Source organism: Paenibacillus sp. MDV22-iso6 (assembly GCF_058408365.1).
Map to the genome: position 1 here is coordinate 1 of NZ_JBZVDZ010000019.1, position 23,153 is coordinate 23,153.

Sequence of the window (23,153 nt, forward strand, 5' to 3'; positions counted from 1 at the left end):
TCCTCGTGTCGGCGGTTCGATTCCGTCCCGAGCCACCATTTATCACAACTTAATATGCCGGTGTAGCTCAACTGGTAGAGCAACTGACTTGTAATCAGTAGGTTGGGGGTTCAAGTCCTCTCGCCGGCACCATGTAATCCTGGAGGATTAGCGAAGCGGCCAAACGCATCAGACTGTAAATCTGCTCCCGTACGGGTTCGGTGGTTCGAATCCATCATCCTCCACCAGTTTTTTCGAGTCATTAGCTCAGTTGGTAGAGCACCTGACTTTTAATCAGGGTGTCGAAGGTTCGAGCCCTTCATGACTCACCATTATATGCGCGTGTGGCGGAATTGGCAGACGCACTAGACTTAGGATCTAGCGTCTTTGACGTGGGGGTTCAAGTCCCTCCACGCGCATCCCTTATATGCGGAAGTGGCTCAGCGGTAGAGCATCGCCTTGCCAAGGCGAGGGTCGCGGGTTCGATTCCCGTCTTCCGCTCCAATATTTGCGCCCTTAGCTCAGCTGGATAGAGCGTTTGACTACGAATCAAAAGGCCGGGAGTTCGAATCTCTCAGGGCGCGCCATTATAATTTTATACGCCGGCGTGGCGGAATGGCAGACGCGCTCGACTCAAAATCGAGTGGGAAACCGTGGAGGTTCGAGTCCTCTCGCCGGTATAGATAACGGGATGTAGCTCAGCTTGGTAGAGCACCTGGTTTGGGACCAGGGGGTCGCATGTTCAAATCGTGTCATCCCGATTTTTATATGCGGGTGTAGTTCAATGGTAGAACTTTAGCCTTCCAAGCTAATAGCGTGGGTTCGATTCCCATCACCCGCTTTATAGAAATACAAAAAAGAGATGGTTTCTGCCATCTCTTTTTTGTATTTTTTTAACGTTTTCATCGCTCTCCGAACATTCACTCCAATACTATTAATTTACCGGATCATAGCTTTATTAACAGTGGGATAATACACAATACCACATTGATAAAGCTATGTTTATTTGCCATTTTGTAAAACGCTTACAAAAATATCTTGCCTAATCCTTCGGCCTGTAATACTATATCAATTAAGCGCTTAACCTTTAGGGGTAAGGCGCTTAAACTTAACGTAGATTAAGCGCTTAACCCGTAAAGGGAAGGGAGATGATCATTCCATGACAACCATTAGACTGACGATGGCTCAGGCACTGCTCCGATATCTGGATCAGCAATATATTTCCGTTGATGGGGTGGAAACCAAGTTTGTGAAAGGCGTTATCGGCATTTTCGGTCACGGCAACGTAACTGGTATTGGAGAGGCACTGGAACGTAGTTCTGGAAGTTTGACGTATATGCAGGGTAAAAATGAACAAGGCATGGTACATACGGCAGCAGCCTATGCCAAGCAGAAGAACCGTAGACAGATTTATGCCTGCACAACATCCATCGGACCAGGAGCACTGAACATGATTACCGCAGCGGCAACGGCAACGGTCAATCGTATTCCCGTTTTACTGCTTCCGGGTGATAACTTTGCCACGCGTGAACCAGATCCCGTGCTGCAACAACTGGAGGTAAGCGGCGATTATACGATTTCAGCCACTGATCCGTTCAAAGCGGTCAGCAAATACTGGGATCGCATCGTGCGTCCCGAACAGTTGATGATTGCTGCCACGCAGGCAATGCGCGTGCTGATGGACCCGGCGGAGACGGGCGCGGTAACGCTGGCGCTGCCGCAGGATGTGCAGGCAGAGGCGTACGATTACCCTGAATCGTTCTTCGCCCGCAAGGTGCATTACCTGGACCGTCGTCCCCCGGTCCAGGCGGCAATAGAACGGGCAGCGCAGCAGATTGCCCGTGGCAGGAAGCCGCTGATCGTAGCAGGCGGCGGCGTGTTGTATGCCGAGGCATCTACACAGCTGGCTGAATTCGCCGAGGCATTTGGCATTCCGGTTGCCGAGACGCAGGCTGGCAAGAGTGCCTTGGCGTGGGACCACCCACTTAATGTGGGAGCTATCGGTGTGACCGGCTCGCTGGCTGCCAATAGGCTTGCCAGAGAAGCGGATGTGGTAATCGGCGTCGGCACCCGATTCTCGGATTTTACGACGGCGTCTCGTTCCGCTTTTCAGCATCCCGAAGTGGCATTCATCAATATTAACCTGAACGGCATGGATGCCGCCAAATTGGGTGGCGAAGCGATTCTGGCGGATGCACGGGAAGGTCTGAAAGCTTTGCAAACGGCTTTACAGGGACGGCAGTACCACAGTGAATACGGAACATCCGAGATCGCCAATCTGCGGAATGAGTGGAACGCCGAGGTAGATCGACTCTATGGGCTGCAACATGAGGCAGGACTGGCACAGACGACCGCGGTCGGTGTTATTAATCGGACCATTGACCCTTCTTCTGTCATTGTGTGTGCGGCGGGAAGTTTGCCTGGAGACTTGCACCGTCTGTGGCGCGCTTCGGCACCGAAAACATACCACATGGAGTACGGCTTCTCCTGTATGGGCTATGAGGTGAGCGGGGCATTCGGGGCAGCTCTTGCCGAGCCGGATCGTGAAGTGTATGCCATGGTGGGTGACGGTAGTTACCTTATGCTGCATTCTGAACTGGTGACGAGCTTGCAGGAACAGAAGAAGATAACGATTTTACTATTCAACAACAACGGATTTCAGTGTATTCATAATTTGCAACGGGAGCACGGAAGTGACGGTTTTGGCAACGAGTTCCGCTATCGGGAATCGGAGAGCGGACGACTGACCGGGGATTACATGCCTATGGATTTTGCAGCCCATGCCCGCAGCCTTGGAGCCAAAGCCTATAAGGCAGAGACGACAGAACAATTGGAGCAGGCGATCAGAGACGCACGGAATGAGACCGTGACTACACTGATCGAAATTCCAGTCGTGCCCGGAACCAATACTGGCGGATATGAGTCCTGGTGGAATGTGGGCGTGCCAGAAGTGTCCAACGAGGAAAAGGTGGTAACGGCTCACCACGCCATGCAGGCAAACCGTGCCAAAGTAAGACCTGTTTAATAGGCCATTTTGCATAAATTCAAAGAGTGTCTTTCACATCTGCATGATAAAGAGGGAATGCTTCACGTGTATATATGTTGTATGAATCAGGGTGCTTCTTCCTCTAAATATTTTCACCCAGCAACGAGTTAAATCGAATGATGCAAAAATGTTGAACCACAAAAGGAGACGTGGAGCCATGAACAAGCTGCCATTTCAGCTCGGAATTCATCCGATCAACTGGGTCGGAGAGGATGTAAAGGAGCATGGTGATGCAACAACATGTGAACAGATTCTGGATGACATTCAGCGACTTGGCCTGACAGGTACGGAAATGGGACGCAAATATCCTACGGATCCAGACACATTGCGGGAGGAGCTGGGCAAGCGCAACATCCGCCTCGTTTCCCAGTGGAAATCGGTATTGTTCTCCGACCCGGCGTATCGTCAGTCTGAGCTGGACAGCTATCGCAGACACGCGGAGTTTCTGCAATCAATGGGCAGCACGGTGATTAGCACGGCGGAAGTAGGTGGCTCCCTGCATTTCGATCCAAGGCGGACACCGCATGAAAAAGAAGTACTGAGACTCAGTCAATCGGAATGGCATATCCTTGCTGAGGGTCTGAACGAAGCAGGTGCCATCGCCCGTGAGCACGGGTTGAAGCTGACGTACCATCACCATGGAGGTACCGTTGTTGAGCAACCGGATGAGATTGATAAATTGATGGAACTGACAGACCCATCTCTTGTTTATTTGCTCTATGACACAGGTCATGCTTACTACGGCGGAGCTGACCCGTTAACTCTCCTACGCAAGCATTATGACAGGATTGCCTATATTCATCTAAAGGATATTCGTCCTCAAGTGCTGGACGAAGCACGGGCGGAACAGTCTGATTTTGTGGGCTGTATTCGTAAAGGGGTATTTACGGTTCCCGGAGATGGATGTATTGATTTTGCACCGATTCTGCAGGAGTTGGTCACACGGGGGTATGATGGCTGGGCGATGCTTGAAGGGGAACAGGACCCTGCGATTCATAATCCGTATGAGTACGCGCGGCGATCGTTGCAATATATGGAGTCCTTATACCAGCACAGCTGATAAAGTCATGGCCATCGGGAGAGAGCCGTACCATGAGGTAAAGCAGATTATAAGTGTAGTTTGATAAATGTATCATTCAAAATCCCATCACAGAAAGGGGTTCAAATACAATGACTTACGTATCCTTTCCTGATTCCAGGAAGATGGATTTCACCGCGATTGGCCGTCTGTGTATCGACTTGAATGCCAATGAGATCAATCGCCCGATGGAAGAGACGATGACCTTTACGAAGTATGTGGGCGGATCTCCGGCTAATATCACGATTGGCATGTCCAGGCTCGGTATGGAAACGGCATTTATCGGCAAAATCGCGAATGACCAGATGGGCAGGTTCATCAACAGTTATCTAGAGCGGAACGGGATCGATACGTCAAATGTGGTAACGGACGATACCGGAGCGGTGACAGGACTTGCTTTTACCGAGATCAAAAGTCCAACCGATTGCAGCATTCTAATGTACCGTGACCACGTGGCTGATCTGCTATTGCAGTCGAGAGAGGTGCAGGAACAGCTAATTGCCGACTCCAAAGTTTTGCTCATTTCAGGTACAGCCTTAGCACAGAGCCCATCGCGTGAAGCGGTATTCCAGGCGCTGGCGTATGCGAAAAAGCATGGCACAATCATTGTGTTCGATCTGGACTATCGTCCTTACACATGGACATCAGCCGAAGAGACGGCAGTCTATTATAACCTCGCGGCCGAGAAATGCGATATTATCCTGGGCACACGTGAAGAGTTCGACATGATGGAAACGTTTGACCATAATCCAGACCATAGCGATCAGGTGACCGCGCAAAAATGGTTCGATTTCTCAGCTAAAATTGTCGTCATCAAACATGGCAAGGAAGGCTCCATTGCCTATACAGGTGAAGGGCTATCTCATCAAACGGACAGCTACCCTGCGCGTGTGGTGAAGACCTTTGGAGCAGGTGATTCCTACGCGGCGGGATTCCTGTATGGGTTGATGCAGGGATGGACGATTAAACGCAGCATGGCGTTTGGCAGTGCGGCAGCATGTATCGTTATCTCCAGCCACAGCTGCTCGGATGCGATGCCAACGGTGAAACAAGTGAATGACTATATTGAACGCTGCAATCGAGGCGAAATTACGGTTTCTTGAAGCGTGCTGAAGTACTTGGAGTGGATGGAGTAATTATTAACGCAACGCACATATAAGCGAAGGGAGACAGGGCTATGGGAAAAGGAATTTCGGAAGCGTCAGTAACAGCGACAATGGTTCAAAACTGGATCGGGGGTGCCTGGGTGACCCCAGCGGCAACCCGTACCGAGCCGGTCGTGAATCCGGCTACGGAAGAGGTCATTGCACACGTACCACTTTCTGAACAGGCGGATGTGGACTTGGCCGTCCAGACGGCACGGGAGGCGTTCCCTTCCTGGAGTTGCACACCGGTTCCCCGCCGTGCAAGGATTCTATTCCGCTACCAGCAGCTGCTGGTGGAGCACTGGGAAGAACTCGCGCGGCTGGTTACGCTGGAGAACGGTAAAAGCTACGCGGAAGCCTACGGCGAAGTGCAGCGTGGCATCGAATGCGTCGAATTCGCGGCAGGCGCCCCGAATCTGATGATGGGCAAACAGCTGCCCGACATCGCCACCGGGCTGGAGTCAGGCATGTATCGGTACCCAATCGGTGTAATTGGGGGAATAACCCCCTTCAACTTCCCGATGATGGTACCGTGCTGGATGTTCCCGCTGGCTATCGCGTGCGGCAACACCTTTGTTCTGAAGCCGTCCGAGCGCACACCGCTGCTGGCAGGCCGTCTGGCTGAGCTGTTCAAGGAAGCAGGGCTTCCAGACGGCGTGCTCAATATCGTTCACGGTGCGCATGATGTCGTGAATGGACTGCTTGAACACAAGGATGTTCAAGCGATCTCTTTTGTCGGCTCACAGCCTGTGGCTGAATATGTTTACACTACCGCATCCGCACATGGCAAACGGGTACAGGCGCTTGCTGGTGCCAAAAATCACTCGATCGTTATGCCGGATGCCGATCTTGATCTGACGGTGAAAGAAATCACCAGTGCGGCCTTCGGATCAGCCGGAGAACGCTGTATGGCCTGCTCGGTTGTTGTCGCCGTCGGCGATGTTGCTGACACGCTGGTGCAAAAACTGGTGGAAGCAGCAGATCGTATCACCATTGGTAACGGCATGGATGAAGGGGTATTCCTGGGTCCTGTCATTCGTGGTCCGCATAAGGAACGTACACTCAGCTACATTGAATCCGGAGAACAGGAAGGCGCTGCTCTGATTCGGGATGGTCGCAAAGATGAAGCGACAGGCAAGTCCGGTTATTTCGTTGGTCCGACGGTATTTGATGAGGTGCAGAGCACTATGAAGATTTGGAAGGACGAGATTTTTGCACCGGTGCTCTCGGTAGCGAGGGTAGCTACGTTGGAGGAAGCAGTGGAACTGGCCAACCGTTCCGACTTTGCCAACGGAGCTTGCCTGTTCACCCGCAGTGGGGCAAGCATGCGCCAATTCCGTGAGACGATTGATGCAGGCATGCTGGGCATTAACTTGGGCGTACCTGCGCCAATGGCATTTTTCCCTTTTTCCGGCTGGAAGAAATCGTTCTACGGTGATTTGCATGCCAACGGTACAGATGGCGTTGAATTTTATACTCGCAAAAAAATGGTTACTGCCCGCTGGTAGTCACTCAGGGCATACCCAGCCAATGGAAGAACGTTGAGTCCACATGGACACATACAGGGAGGATAACGGAATGGGCAAGGATAAAGTGAGAATTGGCATTATCGGCGCTGGTCGTATTGGTAAAATTCATGCGGACAATCTCCTGCGCAACCCGCATGCCGAGATTGTTGGCATCAGTGATTTGTTTGCAGGACCCGAGCTGGAGGAGTGGGCTTCCAGCCGTGGTATTCCGGTGGTAACGACAGATAGCAGCCAGCTGATCGCCATGCCAAATGTGGATGCAGTGCTGATCTGTTCCTCAACAGATACGCATGTACCCCTGATTGAACAGGCAGCCCAGGCGGGCAAACACATTTTTTGCGAGAAGCCGGTCAGTATGGATCTTCATCAGACTCAGGCAGCTGTTGCAGCCGTGCAGAAGGCTGGGGTAAAGCTGCAAATCGGATTCAATCGTCGCTTCGATCATAACTTCAAACGGGTACGTGCACATGTGCAGGAGGGAACGATTGGTGATCCGCATATTATTAAAATTACTTCTCGTGACCCGAGTCCGCCGCCAGCGGAGTACATCCGGGTGTCTGGCGGAATCTTCATGGATATGATGATCCATGATTTCGATATGGCCCGGTATCTGTCCGGTAGTGAGGTGGAGGAAGTCTATGCCCAGGGCAATGTGCTGATTCATCCTGTTTTTGCGGAACACGGCGATGTGGATACGGCCATTGTGACGTTGAGTTTTAAAAATGGAGCAATCGGCGTCATTGATAACAGCCGCCAAGCGGTATATGGATACGATCAGCGAGTCGAGGTATTTGGCTCATTGGGCAGCGCAACAGCTGCGAACGATCATCCGAATACGGCAGAAATTAGTACAGCAAATGGATTGATGCGCGACAAGCCGCTGCACTTTTTCCTGGAGAGATACAACGAAGCGTACGTGCAGGAGACTGCTCTTTTCATCGACGCGATTCGGAACGATACACCTGTCATCGTAAACGGGAATGATGCCGTTCAGGCAGAACGCATCGCATTCGCCGCACGCATGTCCATGGAACAAGGCAGACCTGTGAAGCTGCGGGAAGTCCCGGGGATGTCGGTGGAATCGCAGACGGTTGCCCAGTAGAGCTATTTTCAAAATAACAAGTTCATTTCATCTAATAGACAGCCGTCAGGATTACGGATAAATACCGGAAGGAGTGGAAGGAAGCATGTCAGAACGCGTAGTAAAACCTGTGTTGAATCCAAAAGCAGACGGAACGTTGTTGACGGTCACACCAGAGTCTGCGGGATGGGAATATGTTGGGTTCCAGGTGGTGCAGCTTGCGGAGGGACAGACCCTAACTCGTGAGAGCGGGGATCAGGAACTCTGTATTGTGCTTCTCAGCGGCTTGGCGAATGTAAGTACTCGTGAATATACGTGGGAGAATATCGGGAAAAGAATGAGTGTTTTTGAAAAAATTCCTCCGTATTCGATTTACGTATCCAGTTCAGATCGAGTGGAGTTAACAGCTCTTACCGCATTGGAGATTGCCATATGTGCAGCACCAGGTAAAGGCACGTATCCAGCTCGGCTGATTGCCCCGGAAGATGTAGGTGTTGAGACGCGTGGTTACGGCAATCTGGAACGACAGATTCACAATATATTGCCGGAACAAAAAGAAGCAGACAGTCTGCTTGTCGTTGAGGTGTTCACACCAGATGGACATTGGTCGAGCTATCCGCCGCATAAACATGACCGGGACGCCCTGCCTGACGAATCATTGCTAGAGGAGACGTACTATTTCCGAGTGCAGCCTGAGCAGGGGTTTGCCATCCAACGGATATACACCGATGATCGAGCTGTAGATGAGACGATTGCAGTGAACAACGGCGAAGTTGTGCTTGTTCCGTGTGGATACCATCCGGTAGGTGCTCCTCCGGGATACGACGTCTACTATCTGAATGTGATGGCAGGACCAACCCGGACCTGGAAGTTCCATAACGACCCGGACCATGATTGGCTGATGAATAAAAAGTAGTATTGGCTTCAAGTTGCGTATGCGGACTTCCCCCTGCATAATGAGAAGAAAACGATTACCTATATATAAGGGAATTTATATATAGCACAAATGGGGAAATAACAATGAAAGCAACCATATATGATATAGCACGCGAGGCGGGGGTATCCATTGCAACCGTCTCACAGGTCATTAACGGCAAAGGTAAAATTAGCGAGAAGCGGCGCGCCGAGATTATGGAGATCATGGAGCGGCTTCACTACCAGCCGAGCGCTATTGCTGCTGCACTTACGGGTAAGCAGACATACACGCTCGGGCTGCTCGTGCCCGATATCTCTAATCCGTATTTTGCCGAGCTGGCCAGAGCGGTAGAAGATCGCAGTCGGCAGTTGGGTTATAGCGTCGTGATTTGCAGCACAGATAATAAGGACGAGCGGGTAGAGCGGTATTTGAATCTGCTTCAGCAAAAAAGGGTCGACGGCATGATGATCGGAACAGGTATCGACAATGCCGAGATTCTGTCTCCACTCCTGCAACAGTCGATACCTGTTGCTCTAATTGCCCGTCATATGCCGTCGTTATCGGTACATACCGTTGCGATCGATGACAGGCTTGGTGGCGCCTTGGCAGCACAGCATCTGCTTGAATTGGGTCATACTCACGTAGCGGTGCTGTCCGAACCGTTCAAAGTCAGCAGCAGTCAGGAACGTGTACGCGGATTTCGTGAAGCATTGGAGCAGGCGGGTTACTCTCTTGAAGCCGATCAGGTGAGAGAGTCATATGCCGATTTGGGTTCAGCCAAAAAAGAGGCGCTCGTGCTGCTCACGGAAAAGAATCGAGCCACAGGCATCTTCTGTTGTAACGACATGCAGGCAATTGGTGCGCTTCAGGCTGCCAAAGAACTAGGACTGCGTGTGCCTGAAGATGTATCAATCATCGGATTCGATAATACGATTCTGGCTTCGGTAACCAGTCCGCCTCTGACGACGGTTGCCCAACCTATTGAGGATCTGGGGCGTCGTGCCGTTGATTTATTAATTGATGAGCTAAAAGATGAAGGTAAATCACCGCAAAAAATTGTCCTGAAGCCTGAATTGGTCATTAGAGACTCAACAGGAAAGGTATCAGATCAATCTTAAGACTACAGCCCGGTCCTGAAACATATACGTCGTCCACATAAAACAAGCCGCGTGCACCTAAGGGTGAACGTGGCTTGTTTGAGTTAAATCTTGAACTTCTTCACTTCTTCGTACAGTGTATTGGCATGCTGCGCCAGCTCATTGGAACGTTCCGAGATGCTTGTAATGTAATTGAACTGTTCCTGCGTGGAAGAAGCAACCTCTTCCGTGGAAGCCGCACTCTGTTCCGACATGGCTGCAACACTGGAGATCATTATGAAGAGGTTTTTTCTTTATAAAATGCATGTATTTAATGGGTTATTTTAATGATCTAGAACAATATTTGGATGAGGTGGTATACTTATAATGAACTTTAATTTCCTGATTCACCCAATAACGAGAGGAGAGCTCAATGAAAAAAAGAACCAAAACCATTCTTGGTGTGGTCGTTGTAATCGTGATTGCAGCTATTGTGATACCCATGTACATTTCGAGACAACATACCACCTTTCGAGCTGAAGTCACGGATCATATGAGTATGCTGGATACACTGGACATTCTGATTATCAAAAAAATACCGACCACCGATCCATACGATGAAGAAGAAGTGACTATTAAAGATCCCCAAGAGATTAGAAAGATATTAAAGCTTGCGAAGGATATCGAATTAAGAAGAGTAAAGCAAATAGATATCTCCGAGCGATCGGAGGGGAACCCATATTACTATGACTGGCAGCTTTTGACGAAGAAAGAAGATCGATTTACAGAAGGCTTTGGAATTACGTTTTATAACGAACATGCCGTCTCTATCTACAGCGGATACAAAACTAGAGATCAACTTGAAAATTATAAAATTACCAATGATTTTAATTTAAATGAAATGGAACGCCTCTTTACCAATTTGAAGGAGGGTAAAAAATGACGGAATATCAATTACGTCCGATTGAAGAGCAGGATATCCCTTTTCTGTGGGAGATGTTGTATGCATCCATGTTCAAGCGGGAGGGCGAAGAGCCTTTTGAACCTGAGATCATTCATAGCCCCGGCATGTCCAAGTACGTTGAAGGTTGGGGGAGAGAGGGAGATTTCGGATTTATCGCCGTGGATTCTCAGGGCAAACGTATGGGTTCGGTGACGTTGCGATTTTTTAATGAGCAGAATGCGGGATATGGTTATGTAAATGCGGCTACACCCGAGATGGGAATGGCTGTGGTTGAGACAGCGCGTGGCAAAGGAATAGGCACCCTTCTCATTCAGGCGGCGTTAGATGAGGCTCGAAAGCGGGACATTGACGCCGTTTCGCTCAGTGTTGATCCCGATAACGAAGCAATTCGGCTTTATCGGCGTTTCGGATTCGTCGAACAGGGCATGTGTGGCACATCTGTAACGATGGTGTGCGTGATGAAACCATGATCTTATCGCAAACAGATGAACATATTCATTTCATATGGAGAGTTTGCAAAATACAAAAAGGCGTTCCCCTTATATGCTGGGAAGCGCCTTAAGATATATATGCCTGCATGTTCATCGCACCATATTTCCATTATGCTCACATAACAGCCCTATTTAATTAGTTCAATAAAAAAGCCAAAGCTTCATCATATGTTTCCCATTGGAATTCGGTCTGATGCTGCGATTCTTTGGAGATCCGGTTCAGCTGCATTTTGGCAATCGCCCCGCCTACCGCTACACTCGCACGCTTCATGCCCCACTGTGCCAGCAGCTTCTGGTGCTCCACCATTTTCTCTTTTGTATCCTGAGGAAATGCCTTCATATTGCGCATGTCCACCAGCACATCAAATGAATTACCCAATTGCTCCGCTATTTTTTTTATCTCGGTATTTGTTTGTTCCACCTGTTCAGGAGAGACCATCCCTTCCCAAACTATTTCAATAATAGGTTTAGGTGAATCCAATCGTTTTACAGACATTTGGCAACTCCCTTACGATAAAATATTATGTACGATATAAGTCTATTGACCTATTAATTATACCCTCAATTTGCAGAGATGAAAACAAAGTTCACTATATTCTAATACTTATGAACTATGTCCTCCTAGCAGATACAACTTCAGGGAAACGTATGTTGATGAGCTAAATCGGAAATCAAACATAAAAAAGCCGCCCAGTCACGAGGAATCTGGACGGCTCTTAACGATGCCTAAAAACCAATCTTCAAGCTGCTACCCTCTGTGGCTATTCCTTCCGAGCGGTTGATGGGCAGCTTTTGTTCTGCTGAGAAGCCGAGCGTCTCGCCGTCATGCAGGGTTACATCGTTTTCAACAACATAAGTCGCAGTCATATACATCATTTCAAATACTTCACTTAACGGCTTTGCGGATTGAGTGATTTCCATCTCCTCTTTCCCGAAGTTGCGTAACCCATAAGTGTAGGCCGATGCGCCTTCAGGACTTTGAAATAGTCCGATGAAAATCCAGAGGGAGACGGGCAGCTCACCATCCTTGATTAAACGACTGATGTCCACGTACTGGCCTGCTTCCACCACAAGTGGCGCCATATATATAGCCAACGCATGGTCCAGCTGGAGCAAGGCACTCGCTGTTTGGGTGAACAGAATATGTGCCTGAATGGCGTCAGTTGCATTCAGTACAGAAACAATAATCTGAGATTGATGTCTTGAAGTGACTTGTACCGCGTCCTGCCACAGCACATTTAATTTGGCATTTTCCTCTACTTCGTGGTCAGGAATAGGAGCATTAATGTGTGCACACACCACTTGCATTCCATCCACTTCGAAAAAAAGATTGCCTTCCTCCGGACGTTCGTCAATCTCAATATTCCACTCGTTTTTCATCGTGCTAATGAAGTGATCAAAATTACAATCTTCGTGTTCCAGCAAAACAAATCCAACGATGGTTTCGCTATATGGAGCAGTATGTACGGCTCCACCTGCGGTGGAGTTTTCCTTTTTGCGGCGTCGAAGCTTGTCAAACAGTCCCATAAAACGTTCTCCTTTCCAGACCAATCACAGTGATTAGGCATAATCCGATGCCTTTATAACCATACCTTACCACATTGGAGCTTTTAATGAATCCCGGCATGGTAATGGCCATCAGGTGATCAGAGGAAAAGAACGAGAAGTAATGCAATAATCGCAGGCAGCCCTTGTTTGATAATGATGGACCGAGTAGCGGTTACACCTCCGTAGAGGGCGGCGATAATGACACATGCCAGGAAGAAGATCTGAATGTGCTGTCCGACGGATGCATCTGGATAAACGAGACCCCAGATCAAACCTGCGGCCAAAAATCCATTGTACAGACCTTGATTGGCTGCCAGGGACTTGGTGGATTCCGCTAGTTCAGGGGTAAGACCGAAGGTCTTCATCGTGCGTGGACGGGTCCACAGGAACATCTCCATCACCATGATGTAGAAGTGCTCAATGGCTACAATAGCCACGAAAATGATAGTAATCAAAAGAAACACCTTGCTTTCTTATATGTCATTTATTTACTTGTCCCACTCAGTATAAATGTTTGCCATCCGAACTGAAAGTATAAATTTAATTTTACACAAATTAATTGTGTGATTTGTTAATGGGTTCATGATTCTCGTTTAAAATGAAGCCGCGGATTAAGTACAAAGATAATCATACGCTGATTGTCGAAAATCCATTCATTGGGTAATAATGAACAATAAAGAAGTAAACTTACTCATGGAAAAGGGGGGATTAGCGTGGGTGTGGGAACCGTTCAATTCGTCCTGCTGGCGGATGATCCATCAACGTTTGTTACACGAGTCGTACCTTTTATCGATATTGAGCTCGCTGGAATTCCGAGTGATCGGCATTACGGTCTGTTGCGCCCGGCGGACTCCCGCCAGAAAATATACAAACGGGGAACGCCAATCGCAAATCGTAGGCAAATCAGTATTGTCTCAGAAGAGGAATGTGCTCTCATAGCACAGAAGATGAATATTCCTGAAGTACGCCCGGAGTGGCTCGGTGCCAACATGCTGATCCGTGGCGTTGAAAAGTTGACGGAGCTTCCTGTCGGGACCCGACTTCTGTTTCCGGATGGAACCGGGCTGATCTGCGAAGGGGAGAATCTGCCCTGTGTACACCCTGGAAAGATCATTGAGCAAGTCTACGAACAGGATGGTTTGCGCAAAAAGTTCGTGCCAGCCGCCCGCAAAAAACGCGGAATCGTCTGTTCAGTCGAGCGTGAAGGCATCATCCGTACCGGAGATACTATCGAAGTTATTCGCCTGTCCTGAGGCTTCAGGACAGGTTTTTGCATTGCAGTCTAGCCCTTTGCTTCGACTGTAGATAATCTCAGTTTATCCTCTGGAATGGACGTATTCTTCAGGTGTGCTGCCGATTATGGACTTGAAGTCTTTGATAAAATGCGACTGATCGTGATATCCAAGGTCCTGGGACAACTTAACCAGATCGCAATTCACACCCCGCTCCATCAGCTCAGCAGCATTTTGTAGGCGGTAGAGCTTGATCACCATTTTGGGGCTGATGCCCACATACTGATTGAACAGGCGCTGGAGCTTTCTGGTGTGCATATTCCAGGAAGCAGATAAGTCATCGACTCTCAACATATCCCGATGCTGCTCAATATACAGCACAATCTGGCTAACCAGAATGGCTTGATCATCAGGAGGAGGAAGATGTTTACAAAGTAGCTGATCCATATAACTGACTTTGTCCGCATCACTTCCGTCCCCGAGCAGACGTTCTTCGAGCAGTGGAGCATCGATACCAAGCACACCAGAGACATCCAAGGGGTTTCCATACAATGTGGATACGGGAGTACGAATGAATGGATAGAAGCCTCTAGGCTTAAACTTCACCCCAAACACGCTTCCTTTTCCACGGACAAGATAGGAGAATTTCTGTCCAGATGGACCGAAGAAAAAGGTGTTTCCCCGCTCTACCACCAGATTGACACAGGGATTCGGAACCACATGCTGCGGATATGGATCATGCCCGGTAAGATCCCAGGAGACGATCCAGAAATGCTTGACCAAAGAACTCAATGCTTCGGAAGGGGCATAACGTGTCAGGCAATATCTTTTGTCGCCCGCATCCAGATTCAGAAGACCCATACTGGGTCTGACAGCATGATCCGCATGTTTCATCTCGTCAATTCCTCCAGGTATCTCGTCAATTCTGCTTCGTTACGAACCATGCACAATTTATGTTGGTGAGGCTGCAAAAACGCCATGATTAGCGCCTTTTCCTTATGGTCATGTTGATAGCTCCATTTATACATCTTCCAGAGCATAGTGAAAGTCTGTCGGTAATTTCCTTGTTCCAGCCCGAGCTTCTGTACTGTGAAACGTTTGAGAATGCGCACATTCCTTTTCCACACGGGGGTATTCAAATAGACGATAAGATCAGCCTGCTCGAAACTTCTTTCCACCCATTCATAGTGTACTCCTTCAATAATCCACTGATTGGAATAAACGGCTTTTTGCAGGAGTGTGTCCCGCTTCTCAGGGCTATTGCGAATATCCTGTCCTTTAGGTACACGGTGCCACACAATGTTGTCGAGCTCATAATAAGGAAGGTCTAACCTCGCGGATAAGAGGCGGGCCAATGTAGATTTGCCGCTGCCGACTGAGCCGATAATATGTATTTTGTTTGGCCTGAATTTGATCTTGTATTGTTCACCGATCATTCTGTAATCAGTCCCCCTTGATATTACCTTTGCTCTCTGAACAACAACGCCCGAACAGCGAAACGTGGCAAAATAAGTTGTCTGCGCCATCTGGAAGGCTGGCTGAGCAGTCGATAAAGCCATTCCAAGTTAAGCTTCTGCCATATGGCAGGTGCTCGTTTGGTTTTGCCGGCCAGAATATCCAGGCTTCCCCCGACTCCGATGGCTACACGAGCATTGAGTTGATGGCGATATTTGTTGATCCAGTGTTCAGCATTGGGTGCTCCTAGGGCCACAATAAGAAAATCAGGTTGTGCCTCTTGAATTTCTTCTACAATGCTTTGCTCCTCGTCCGTTGTGAAAAATCCATGATGTCTGCCACGCACAACGACTCCCGGATAGTTTTGCGCAATAACATCCACAGCCCTCTTACTGACACTTTCTTCTGCCCCGAACATATAAAAGGACCAATTCTTCCGGCTTCCTTCCTCCAACAAACGAAAAAGCAGATCACAACCTGTAACCCGTTCGGTCAATTGTCCACCCCGAAAGCGGGATACCATAACAATGCCCGCGCCGTCAGCGGTCACAATACCTGCCTGATCTACGACTGAACGAAGCGCCTGATCCTTCTGGCAAGACATGACGATTTCCGGATTGCCTGTGATGACATGGAACAGTTCGGATTGTCTCTGATCGATTACATCACCAAGAATCGTAACCGTCTGATCCATAGTTATATTGGGAAATGGGATTCCCATAATATTTGTTGTTTGGTTCATATTTTAGTTCCTTTCTGGATGCTAACTATCCGTCCCCAGCTTGTATACATTTCCTGTTATTTCATTCCATTTTAGTATATCTGATCTCCTGGCAAAGCACTATATTTGTTGAAGTTTAGCACCGGATGAAAAGTCCGAATTATCAAGCTTCATGGCATCTAAAATCTTTTATTTTCGCTGTTGTCGTGTTTTTACAATACTTCGTTTGGGGTATAACGATAGGATAGTGTTGCAAGCAAGTGTCAGTTGTACCTTCAATACAACACATAAAGGGAGTGAGTTCATGGAATTGAAATATGAGTTCTATATTAATGCCGGACAGGAAGATGTGTGGAATGCCCTGATCTCGCCGGACGGTACACGGAGCAGCTTTTTTGGCAGCGAACTTCGTTCCAATTTCCAACCGGGCCAGCCGTTCGCCTATGTAGGGCCTGGGAATGATGGTGCAGAGACGGTTCATGTGTACGGTGATATTCTCGAATTCGAACCTTTATCCCTATTAAGTTACCTTGAGCATCCCGGACCTTCCTACCACGCCAATCACGCCGAGCTTCAATCCAGAGTAGTGTTCCAGCTGGAGAAGGTAGGGGAATGTACGAAGTTAATATTGATTAATGACCAATTTACGGACAACCATCCATCTTTTGAAAACGCACAGAGTAGCTGGTGGATGATCTTGAGCAGTATCAAGACATGGGCAGAGACGGGCGAAACGCTGAATTTTGGCTGGTAAAGGTCCTATAGCGAGAGATATATGGATGTAACATCATAACAATATGAAAAAAGCGCTGATAAGGCGTTTTTTTCATGTTGTTTTCGCAAATGAATGAAAACCCTCTACATTTAATGTCTAATTATGTCGAAATATATAGAAATGACATTAGAGGAGAAATCGCGATGTTTCGTAAACGAATCCAAATCATCAAGCAAGCCCCTGCGGGTTCGCTTCAACAATTATTAGAATACAGTCGTAAACTGGTTAAAGACGCAGAGCAAGGAATATATAACAATCAGCTGGAATCAACCGAGGATTTGCAGGAAGCTGGTGAAATTGCACATAATATCAATAAAGCAGTACATATTCTGAAGAAGCAAAATGAAGCAGCGGAAATGCGCCTCAAAATGCTGAATCAGGCGTTGAATATTGGACTCTGGGAGTCCGAGATTGTTGCAGGAGATCCTCTGGATGGCAATAATATCATTGCTTTTTCCAATGAATTTCGTCAAATGTTAGGCTTCAGCAATACGAAGGATTATCCCGATGCTTTCGCAAGTTGGGCCAAATCCATCCATCCCGACGACAGACCCCAGTTGGTTCAGGAGATTACGAAAAACATTAATAAGTCTTCTGAGATGGCTGCATACAACGTAACGAGCCGAATGATAACGAAGAGTGGAGAGGTACGCTGGTTCCGGTGTCTTGGACAAGTTGTCAGAAATGACGAAGGCGTTCCGGTTAAACTTCTGGGAATCATGTTTGATATTCATGATGAGAAGAGCAAATCCGACGAGTTGGAAGCACTCGTTACCCGTTATGACCTGGTAAATCGTGCATTAGTGGAAGCACCGTGGGATATGACCGTTGTGGCCGGAGATGTGGTCAACCCGAATAATGAATTTTGGTGGTCACCACAGTTTCGCCGAGAGCTTGGGTTTACCGATGAGCAGGATTTCCCGAATGTGTTCAGCAGTTGGAGCAGCCGGCTTCACCCGGACGATCATGACCGGACGATCAATGAATTTGCCAAGCACATGAATGACTACAGTGGACTGACACCTTATGATCTTGATTACCGTCTGCAACGTAAGAATGGGGAATATCGCTGGTATCATGCAGGTGGCGAGACGGTTCGGGACGGTAACGGTGTACCACTCCGTGTAGCGGGAACCATTCGTGATGTGACACATGAGAAAAATAAGGAACAGATCGTTGAAGCGATGAATCAGAAAACAAAACTTTTATCCGAATCTATCGGTGAGATGGTGCGTGGAATTAATTCGATCACCGATCAGGCTCAGGAACTGGTTACTGCGCAAGAGTTATCCGCGGACGCGGCCATTCAGGTGAAGAGCAGTGCAGATGATACCCAAAACATTACAGCGTTTATTCGGGAAATTGCCAGCCAAACCAATTTACTGGGTCTGAATGCAGCAATCGAAGCAGCCAGAGCGGGAGAACTTGGTCTTGGTTTTGGAGTTGTGGCCGGGGAAGTGCGGAAGTTAGCTGACCATAGCTCGCAGGCAACCGTCAATATTGAAGATAGCATGCAGGCAATGAAGACGTTTATTGACCAGATTCTGGAGCACATTGGCAACATGTCCACACTGACGCAGAATCAGGCGGCCCTAACACAGCAGGTAAACGCCTCGATGGATGAGATTAATATGATGTCGCAGGATTTGGTGAACTACTCACGGAATTTGTAAGGTTGAAAAAGGTGTAACCCTTTCGATTTGTTGGATGATAAAATGAATTGCATAAGAAAAAACCACCGAGATGCATTTCTGCTCTCGGTGGTTTTTTGTATTCTCAACGAAACGATATATGCAATGCTATGTGTTAAATTAGACTTGTTGAACTTTGATCAGGTTCGTATTACCGGATTGACCGATTGGAACACCAGCGGACAATACAATGATGTCGCCTTTTTCGATATAACCAGTTTTGATTGCATTGCGTGTAGCAGACTCGAACATTTCATCGGTTGTTGTTACTTTGTCGCCCATAACCGGAATGACACCGGAGAGCAAGCAGATTTTAGCCAGTACTTCTTCATGCTGTGTAACCGCGATGATCGGTGCTTTCGGACGATATTTGGAGATCATACGCGCCGTAAATCCACTCTCTGTAGAAGTGATGATCGCTTTGGCATTCAGGACGAGGGAAGAGCTAACTGCTCCCTGACTGATAACTTCGGTAATATCAGCTACCTGTTGAGCGGATTTTTGGTTGAATTGTTCTTTGTAATCAATCATCGTTTCGGCACGGCGAGCAACAGCAGCCATCGTGCGCACGGATTGTACCGGATATTTACCTGCTGCCGATTCACCAGACAACATTACAACGTCTGCCCCTTGAAGAACAGCGTTAGCAACGTCACTAACTTCGGAACGGGTTGGACGCGGATTCACTTGCATGGACTCCAGCATGTGTGTTGCTACGATAACCGGTTTACCTGCACGGTTACATTTATCGATCATTTCTTTTTGCATCATAGGTACGTCTTCGATTGGTACTTCAACCCCGAGATCTCCACGCGCTACCATGATACCGTCAGATGCTTCAATGATATCGTCCAGGTTGGTCATACCTTCCTGGTTTTCGATTTTGGAGATAATTTGTACATGATCTACACCGCGTTCTTTTAGGATACTGCGAATTTCACGAATGTCGTCGCCTTTACGAACAAAGGAAGCAGCGATGATTTCGATACCGTTTTCGATCCCGAATCCGATGTGCATAACGTCACGTTCCGTTACACCTGGCAAAGTCGTTTTGATTCCTGGCAAGTTAACCCCTTTACGTGGTTTCAGAATGCCGCCGCTGATGATTTTACAGTGAATATCGGATCCTTCCACGGACAGTACAGTCAGATCCACCAAACCATCATCGATGAGGATGCGATCGCCAGGTTTTACTACGAGGTTCAATTCCGGATAGTTTACCGAAATACGCTCAGCGTCACCAAGAATTTCTTCTGTAGTCAAGATAAGCTCTTTACCGGCTTGCAGGTGGCAGGATGCTTCTTTTAGTTTGCCAATACGAACTTCCGGTCCCTTGATATCCATCATAATCGGTATATACGTATTCAATTCGGAAGCGGCTTTGCGGATATTGTTAATCCGTGCCACGTGATCTTCCAGCTCACCATGAGCCATGTTCAGACGGGCAACAGTCATCCCTTCCTGAATCATTACTTTTAACAATTCGATTGAGTCACAAGCAGGTCCCATAGTACAAATAATTTTTGTTTTCAACATGCTATTTTCCTCCTCATATGTTTGCTTATATGTGTATTGTAGCGTTTTCTGTCGAATCAGGGTATGAACTATAGTACAATGATTAGAATATAGTCCAATAATGAGGTGTGTTATGGTCACTCCATTAGAAGTACGACACATTAATGGTGTTGGTTGGTACGAAGAAGCGGTGCAGTCACAGGCGACTTGGCGATTGAGCTTGGTTACTTATGGAAAATGTGTATATTGGGTGAACGGAGAGAAGCAGATCATGGAGAAAGGTGAACTGCTGCTAATTCCCGCTGGCATTCCGTATTACGGCAAAAGTATTCCTACCGTAACCCACACGCAAATTGTAGTTCAATTACAGGGGGATCATGCACAAGGTTTGCCCGCGCTGGAACGGAGTGAGGCCTTGCGACATAAGCCTGGATGTTATGAACTGATTCATGAACGCATGAAAGCCATCCAACAACAATGGCAGGAACGTCCGTCTTATTATGTCATGATGAGCCAAGCCTTATTGATGGAAGTACTTATTTATATAAATAGGGAACTGGATCGCGGAGTTATTCCACCGGAGAGACATGTTCATGCGGAGCGGATGAAGCGATACATTGAGCGGCATTACCGGGAGAAAGTTACGAAAGAAGAGCTCGGGGACGAGATCCGTAAAACCCCAAATTACGCAGCCGCGTTATTTAAAAGCATGACGAATCAGACGATCAGCCAATATGTTCATGATCAACGAATGAAAAGGGCGGTGTATTTGCTTACCGAGTCACAACTCTCTATTCAGGAAATTGCAGAATTTCTCGGTTACCGTGATCTGTCTTATTTTTACCGGATATTCAAGCGTTTAATGGGAAGTCCTCCATCTGATTTGCTCCATGAACGTCCACCTATTGTATGAAAGACAGGGTCTTCATGGTCTCGTCTTGAAAAGTTCTTACATTTAAACATCAAGCTGCATTCATGCAAAAAAAAGAGGGCCTCGGCCCTCTTTTTGGTCTCACGACAGTCGAATTACTCCTGCCTTTGCCATATAAATCATACACTAAGCGTTGCTGCTTGTATTTGTAGCCGTGATTGGCTGTTTTGTTTTTTTGCTTGCCAGACCTGCGCGAACCGCAAATACATGCACAGCCCAGTACGCTGCTTCCGCGAACAGAATGCCGCCTGCTACATCCAGCAGCGAATGCTGCTTCACAAACACCGTCGAAGCAATGATCAGCCACAGCCATATCGACCAGGAGATTCGTGCCAGTGGTTTGAAGTTCAAATGGCGATTGATGATAATGAAGAGCAGATAGCTTGTGAGACAGTGAATGCTTGGAAAACAGTTGAATGGAGCATCATTGGTATAAATAAATTGTACGAGCGCACTGCTTAGACCTGTTCCGATAGCTTCTGGTCGCGGCACGTAAGTAGGGAAGACCGCAAAAACGATATTGGCTGCGATTACCCCTACGTTATAGGTAATTATCATACGCCAGAATAGCGATTTGTTCGTTAGACCCAAATAGAGAAATCCAAGATACAGAATCGGCATCCAACTGACATAAGGATAAATAAATTCTTTGATAAAAGGAATCTGTGTATCAATCCAGGCATAATTGTAGAAGACATCACTTCCGGTGTTACTGCCCAACAAAACATAAATGGAACCTTGAAGCGGTATACATAAGATTGCCAGCAAATGTCCCCAGCGCAAAAATAATGCTTTCATAGTATCCCCCTGATTTTGTTCTTCATTTCGCAGCTTTCATCTTAACTCTTCATATATATGACGTTGCAGAAATGTCGTACCCCTGCACTGAATCATTCTATTATTACTATAATAGACATTTTAGCACTTGAGCCATACCTGATTGTAAGGTAAAAGCTGTAAGAGGAATTCTCTTTTTTGTTACTTTTATAGTTTTATCCAGAAAAGGATATCCGAATATCCAATAGATATGATACAACTAAATTGTCATATGAGTTCATGTGACAACCATTAAAAATGAAATGAGGCTGGTACAATTTATGAAAACCCCGCAATCCAAGCAAAATCAATCCTTTTCCGCGCGAAGGCCCGTGCTGACGGTAGTCATTATTGAACTGCTCCTTTTGCTGGTGGTTTTTGCGGCAGGGGCGGTCGCTACCGTGAAGCAACTGGACTACACATCACCCGTATTGATGTCGTTTACTCCAATTGCCCTCGTGCTCATTATTTATCTCACCCTGCGACGCAAATGGAGAGAGACTGGATTTCGCTCCATAAGAACTATCCCGGCAAGTCATGCAAAGTATTATATTCCACTACTCCTTGTACTGGGTACTCTTGCGCTGAAAGGATTTACTGAATTAACCTTGTCCAAGGTCGCTTTTTTTATCTTTTTCACCTTGCTTGTCGCTTTTGTGGAGGAAACCATTTATCGTGGACTAATCTTCAAAACTTTGCTTCGTAAGAGTGCGGTTGCGGCAGTTGCGACTTCAAGTGTTTTATTTTCTATCACTCATATCATGAATGCATTATCCGGTCAGAGTATGTCAGACACCCTTCTGCAACTGATCTATGCACTGCTGTTGGGAGCAGCGCTCGCGCTGTTAATGTTGAAGAACGGAAATATCGTGCCGCTGATTCTGTTTCATTTCATACATAATTTGATTCAATTTCTTGGGAACGACCGGCAAGATACCGGAACACTTCCCTACGATATCTTCATATTGGTTGTGTTGGTTGCTTATTGCGTATGGTTGACGTTTAGCGTTCGAACGAAGTCATCTTCTCCAGAGAGTAGTACACCGGGGAGTTCAATGGTTCATTAAATGGGCGTGTGATCAGTTGATGCATAACTCTGTTTACCGCCAGCCATAGGATCGTGGTATACTTCAGTCTGGCGGTATGACAGGCTTGTTCATAATC

General features: G+C 47.4%; 23 protein-coding genes and 9 tRNA genes. 23 read left to right on the forward strand and 9 right to left on the reverse strand.

Annotated features, from left to right (window positions below; genetic code table 11):
* Window positions 1-56: 56 nt before the first annotated feature.
* The 16 genes from AC4PM4_RS30340 to AC4PM4_RS30415 all read left to right on the forward strand — a co-directional run bounded on the left by AC4PM4_RS30340 (window position 57) and on the right by AC4PM4_RS30415 (window position 9,892).
* Window positions 57-132, forward strand: a tRNA-Thr gene (locus tag AC4PM4_RS30340).
* 9 nt (window positions 133-141) lie between these two features.
* Window positions 142-227, forward strand: a tRNA-Tyr gene (locus AC4PM4_RS30345).
* A gap of 8 nt (window positions 228-235) precedes the next feature.
* Window positions 236-311, forward strand: a tRNA-Lys gene (locus AC4PM4_RS30350).
* A gap of 6 nt (window positions 312-317) precedes the next feature.
* Window positions 318-398: transfer RNA gene (locus AC4PM4_RS30355), tRNA-Leu, on the forward strand.
* A gap of 10 nt (window positions 399-408) precedes the next feature.
* A tRNA-Gly gene (locus tag AC4PM4_RS30360) sits at window positions 409-483 on the forward strand.
* Window positions 484-489: 6 nt separating this feature from the next.
* Window positions 490-566 (forward strand) — tRNA-Arg (locus tag AC4PM4_RS30365).
* Window positions 567-580: 14 nt separating this feature from the next.
* Window positions 581-659, forward strand: a tRNA-Leu gene (locus tag AC4PM4_RS30370).
* 7 nt (window positions 660-666) lie between these two features.
* A tRNA-Pro gene (locus AC4PM4_RS30375) sits at window positions 667-740 on the forward strand.
* A gap of 9 nt (window positions 741-749) precedes the next feature.
* Window positions 750-820, forward strand: a tRNA-Gly gene (locus AC4PM4_RS30380).
* A 318-nt stretch (window positions 821-1,138) separates the two neighbouring features.
* Window positions 1,139-3,004: a 3D-(3,5/4)-trihydroxycyclohexane-1,2-dione acylhydrolase (decyclizing) gene (gene iolD, locus AC4PM4_RS30385; protein WP_090955861.1), complete on the forward strand. Its 1,866-nt coding sequence runs from the start codon at window positions 1,139-1,141 to the stop codon at window positions 3,002-3,004.
* 178 nt (window positions 3,005-3,182) lie between these two features.
* Window positions 3,183-4,085: a myo-inosose-2 dehydratase gene (gene iolE, locus AC4PM4_RS30390; protein ID WP_491615259.1), complete on the forward strand. Its 903-nt coding sequence runs from the start codon at window positions 3,183-3,185 to the stop codon at window positions 4,083-4,085.
* A 110-nt stretch (window positions 4,086-4,195) separates the two neighbouring features.
* The gene (gene iolC, locus AC4PM4_RS30395; RefSeq protein ID WP_491615261.1) at window positions 4,196-5,206 is read left to right on the forward strand and encodes a 5-dehydro-2-deoxygluconokinase; all 1,011 of its coding nucleotides are present in this window, start codon (window positions 4,196-4,198) and stop codon (window positions 5,204-5,206) included.
* Between the two features lie 74 nt (window positions 5,207-5,280).
* Window positions 5,281-6,756 (forward strand): CoA-acylating methylmalonate-semialdehyde dehydrogenase, encoded by a 1,476-nt coding sequence (locus AC4PM4_RS30400; RefSeq protein ID WP_491615262.1) that lies wholly within the window; start codon window positions 5,281-5,283, stop codon window positions 6,754-6,756.
* A gap of 70 nt (window positions 6,757-6,826) precedes the next feature.
* Window positions 6,827-7,879: an inositol 2-dehydrogenase gene (iolG, locus tag AC4PM4_RS30405; RefSeq protein WP_090955855.1), complete on the forward strand. Its 1,053-nt coding sequence runs from the start codon at window positions 6,827-6,829 to the stop codon at window positions 7,877-7,879.
* Window positions 7,880-7,964: 85 nt separating this feature from the next.
* Window positions 7,965-8,774, forward strand: a complete 810-nt coding sequence (gene iolB / locus AC4PM4_RS30410; RefSeq protein ID WP_090812047.1) for a 5-deoxy-glucuronate isomerase — start codon at window positions 7,965-7,967, stop codon at window positions 8,772-8,774.
* A 104-nt stretch (window positions 8,775-8,878) separates the two neighbouring features.
* The gene (locus tag AC4PM4_RS30415) at window positions 8,879-9,892 is read left to right on the forward strand and encodes a LacI family DNA-binding transcriptional regulator (RefSeq protein WP_072735873.1); all 1,014 of its coding nucleotides are present in this window, start codon (window positions 8,879-8,881) and stop codon (window positions 9,890-9,892) included.
* An 83-nt stretch (window positions 9,893-9,975) separates the two neighbouring features.
* Here the strand turns inward: AC4PM4_RS30415 and AC4PM4_RS30420 are convergent, their stop codons facing one another.
* Complete coding sequence (locus AC4PM4_RS30420; protein ID WP_157258625.1) at window positions 9,976-10,125, reverse strand: hypothetical protein; 150 nt, start codon at window positions 10,123-10,125, stop codon at window positions 9,976-9,978.
* A 158-nt stretch (window positions 10,126-10,283) separates the two neighbouring features.
* Here AC4PM4_RS30420 and AC4PM4_RS30425 point away from each other — a divergent pair, with 158 nt between their 5' ends.
* A complete protein-coding gene (locus AC4PM4_RS30425) occupies window positions 10,284-10,793 on the forward strand; it encodes a hypothetical protein (RefSeq protein ID WP_491615263.1) in 510 nt (169 codons plus the stop codon).
* Entirely contained in the window at window positions 10,790-11,284 is a 495-nt protein-coding gene (locus AC4PM4_RS30430) for a GNAT family N-acetyltransferase (protein ID WP_090955850.1), read from the forward strand. The genes AC4PM4_RS30425 and AC4PM4_RS30430 overlap by 4 nt, the downstream gene beginning before the upstream one ends.
* A gap of 157 nt (window positions 11,285-11,441) precedes the next feature.
* On the opposite strand, the gene AC4PM4_RS30435 is transcribed toward AC4PM4_RS30430, so the two are convergent.
* The 3 genes from AC4PM4_RS30435 to AC4PM4_RS30445 all read right to left on the reverse strand — a co-directional run bounded on the left by AC4PM4_RS30435 (window position 11,442) and on the right by AC4PM4_RS30445 (window position 13,308).
* Complete coding sequence (locus AC4PM4_RS30435) at window positions 11,442-11,726, reverse strand: hypothetical protein (protein WP_491615264.1); 285 nt, start codon at window positions 11,724-11,726, stop codon at window positions 11,442-11,444.
* A 305-nt stretch (window positions 11,727-12,031) separates the two neighbouring features.
* Window positions 12,032-12,832, reverse strand: coding sequence for a DUF4261 domain-containing protein (locus tag AC4PM4_RS30440; protein ID WP_090812050.1), 801 nt, complete (start codon window positions 12,830-12,832; stop codon window positions 12,032-12,034).
* Window positions 12,833-12,951: 119 nt separating this feature from the next.
* The gene (locus AC4PM4_RS30445) at window positions 12,952-13,308 is read right to left on the reverse strand and encodes a DUF1304 domain-containing protein (protein WP_177031311.1); all 357 of its coding nucleotides are present in this window, start codon (window positions 13,306-13,308) and stop codon (window positions 12,952-12,954) included.
* A gap of 264 nt (window positions 13,309-13,572) precedes the next feature.
* Here AC4PM4_RS30445 and AC4PM4_RS30450 point away from each other — a divergent pair, with 264 nt between their 5' ends.
* A complete protein-coding gene (locus AC4PM4_RS30450) occupies window positions 13,573-14,106 on the forward strand; it encodes an MOSC domain-containing protein (RefSeq protein WP_079697762.1) in 534 nt (177 codons plus the stop codon).
* A gap of 63 nt (window positions 14,107-14,169) precedes the next feature.
* Here AC4PM4_RS30450 and AC4PM4_RS30455 read toward each other — a convergent pair whose 3' ends face one another.
* From AC4PM4_RS30455 to AC4PM4_RS30465, 3 genes are read right to left on the reverse strand one after another with little or no spacing between them, the layout of a single operon-like run.
* A complete protein-coding gene (locus AC4PM4_RS30455; RefSeq protein WP_491615265.1) occupies window positions 14,170-14,979 on the reverse strand; it encodes a DUF6597 domain-containing transcriptional factor in 810 nt (269 codons plus the stop codon).
* Window positions 14,976-15,521, reverse strand: coding sequence for an AAA family ATPase (locus AC4PM4_RS30460; protein WP_491615266.1), 546 nt, complete (start codon window positions 15,519-15,521; stop codon window positions 14,976-14,978). Before AC4PM4_RS30460 ends, AC4PM4_RS30455 begins: the two co-directional genes overlap by 4 nt.
* A 23-nt stretch (window positions 15,522-15,544) precedes the next feature.
* Window positions 15,545-16,282: a WecB/TagA/CpsF family glycosyltransferase gene (locus AC4PM4_RS30465; RefSeq protein WP_063568144.1), complete on the reverse strand. Its 738-nt coding sequence runs from the start codon at window positions 16,280-16,282 to the stop codon at window positions 15,545-15,547.
* 283 nt (window positions 16,283-16,565) lie between these two features.
* Between AC4PM4_RS30465 and AC4PM4_RS30470 the strand changes: the two genes are divergently transcribed.
* Both AC4PM4_RS30470 and AC4PM4_RS30475 read left to right on the forward strand, forming a co-directional pair.
* Window positions 16,566-17,015, forward strand: coding sequence for an SRPBCC family protein (locus AC4PM4_RS30470; protein WP_090812056.1), 450 nt, complete (start codon window positions 16,566-16,568; stop codon window positions 17,013-17,015).
* A gap of 164 nt (window positions 17,016-17,179) precedes the next feature.
* The gene (locus tag AC4PM4_RS30475) at window positions 17,180-18,709 is read left to right on the forward strand and encodes a methyl-accepting chemotaxis protein (RefSeq protein ID WP_090955842.1); all 1,530 of its coding nucleotides are present in this window, start codon (window positions 17,180-17,182) and stop codon (window positions 18,707-18,709) included.
* Between the two features lie 138 nt (window positions 18,710-18,847).
* On the opposite strand, the gene pyk is transcribed toward AC4PM4_RS30475, so the two are convergent.
* Window positions 18,848-20,263: a pyruvate kinase gene (gene pyk / locus AC4PM4_RS30480; RefSeq protein WP_064642858.1), complete on the reverse strand. Its 1,416-nt coding sequence runs from the start codon at window positions 20,261-20,263 to the stop codon at window positions 18,848-18,850.
* Window positions 20,264-20,375: 112 nt separating this feature from the next.
* Here pyk and AC4PM4_RS30485 point away from each other — a divergent pair, with 112 nt between their 5' ends.
* Window positions 20,376-21,155 carry an AraC family transcriptional regulator gene (locus tag AC4PM4_RS30485; RefSeq protein ID WP_063568140.1) on the forward strand — a complete coding sequence of 260 codons (780 nt, stop codon included), beginning with the start codon at window positions 20,376-20,378 and terminating at the stop codon, window positions 21,153-21,155.
* 144 nt (window positions 21,156-21,299) lie between these two features.
* Here the strand turns inward: AC4PM4_RS30485 and AC4PM4_RS30490 are convergent, their stop codons facing one another.
* A complete protein-coding gene (locus AC4PM4_RS30490) occupies window positions 21,300-21,971 on the reverse strand; it encodes a phosphatase PAP2 family protein (protein ID WP_063568139.1) in 672 nt (223 codons plus the stop codon).
* Between the two features lie 299 nt (window positions 21,972-22,270).
* On the opposite strand from AC4PM4_RS30490, the gene AC4PM4_RS30495 reads away from it, so the two are divergent.
* Window positions 22,271-23,056 carry a CPBP family intramembrane glutamic endopeptidase gene (locus tag AC4PM4_RS30495; RefSeq protein WP_090812063.1) on the forward strand — a complete coding sequence of 262 codons (786 nt, stop codon included), beginning with the start codon at window positions 22,271-22,273 and terminating at the stop codon, window positions 23,054-23,056.
* The last annotated feature ends 97 nt before the right edge of the window (window positions 23,057-23,153 follow it).

Excerpts from the sequence above, each read along its gene's own strand:
- iolD (WP_090955861.1), top strand. The coding sequence starts at position 1,139 with ATGACAACCATTAGACTGACGATGGCTCAGGCACTGCTCCGATATCTG.
- iolE (WP_491615259.1), top strand. The coding sequence starts at position 3,183 with ATGAACAAGCTGCCATTTCAGCTCGGAATTCATCCGATCAACTGGGTC.
- iolC (WP_491615261.1), top strand. The coding sequence starts at position 4,196 with ATGACTTACGTATCCTTTCCTGATTCCAGGAAGATGGATTTCACCGCG.
- AC4PM4_RS30400 (WP_491615262.1), top strand. The coding sequence starts at position 5,281 with ATGGGAAAAGGAATTTCGGAAGCGTCAGTAACAGCGACAATGGTTCAA.
- iolG (WP_090955855.1), top strand. The coding sequence starts at position 6,827 with ATGGGCAAGGATAAAGTGAGAATTGGCATTATCGGCGCTGGTCGTATT.
- iolB (WP_090812047.1), top strand. The coding sequence starts at position 7,965 with ATGTCAGAACGCGTAGTAAAACCTGTGTTGAATCCAAAAGCAGACGGA.
- AC4PM4_RS30415 (WP_072735873.1), top strand. The coding sequence starts at position 8,879 with ATGAAAGCAACCATATATGATATAGCACGCGAGGCGGGGGTATCCATT.
- AC4PM4_RS30420 (WP_157258625.1), bottom strand. The coding sequence starts at position 10,125 with ATGTCGGAACAGAGTGCGGCTTCCACGGAAGAGGTTGCTTCTTCCACG.
- AC4PM4_RS30425 (WP_491615263.1), top strand. The coding sequence starts at position 10,284 with ATGAAAAAAAGAACCAAAACCATTCTTGGTGTGGTCGTTGTAATCGTG.
- AC4PM4_RS30430 (WP_090955850.1), top strand. The coding sequence starts at position 10,790 with ATGACGGAATATCAATTACGTCCGATTGAAGAGCAGGATATCCCTTTT.
- AC4PM4_RS30440 (WP_090812050.1), bottom strand. The coding sequence starts at position 12,832 with ATGGGACTGTTTGACAAGCTTCGACGCCGCAAAAAGGAAAACTCCACC.
- AC4PM4_RS30455 (WP_491615265.1), bottom strand. The coding sequence starts at position 14,979 with ATGAAACATGCGGATCATGCTGTCAGACCCAGTATGGGTCTTCTGAAT.
- AC4PM4_RS30460 (WP_491615266.1), bottom strand. The coding sequence starts at position 15,521 with ATGATCGGTGAACAATACAAGATCAAATTCAGGCCAAACAAAATACAT.
- AC4PM4_RS30465 (WP_063568144.1), bottom strand. The coding sequence starts at position 16,282 with ATGAACCAAACAACAAATATTATGGGAATCCCATTTCCCAATATAACT.
- AC4PM4_RS30470 (WP_090812056.1), top strand. The coding sequence starts at position 16,566 with ATGGAATTGAAATATGAGTTCTATATTAATGCCGGACAGGAAGATGTG.
- AC4PM4_RS30475 (WP_090955842.1), top strand. The coding sequence starts at position 17,180 with ATGTTTCGTAAACGAATCCAAATCATCAAGCAAGCCCCTGCGGGTTCG.
- pyk (WP_064642858.1), bottom strand. The coding sequence starts at position 20,263 with ATGTTGAAAACAAAAATTATTTGTACTATGGGACCTGCTTGTGACTCA.
- AC4PM4_RS30485 (WP_063568140.1), top strand. The coding sequence starts at position 20,376 with ATGGTCACTCCATTAGAAGTACGACACATTAATGGTGTTGGTTGGTAC.
- AC4PM4_RS30490 (WP_063568139.1), bottom strand. The coding sequence starts at position 21,971 with ATGAAAGCATTATTTTTGCGCTGGGGACATTTGCTGGCAATCTTATGT.
- AC4PM4_RS30495 (WP_090812063.1), top strand. The coding sequence starts at position 22,271 with ATGAAAACCCCGCAATCCAAGCAAAATCAATCCTTTTCCGCGCGAAGG.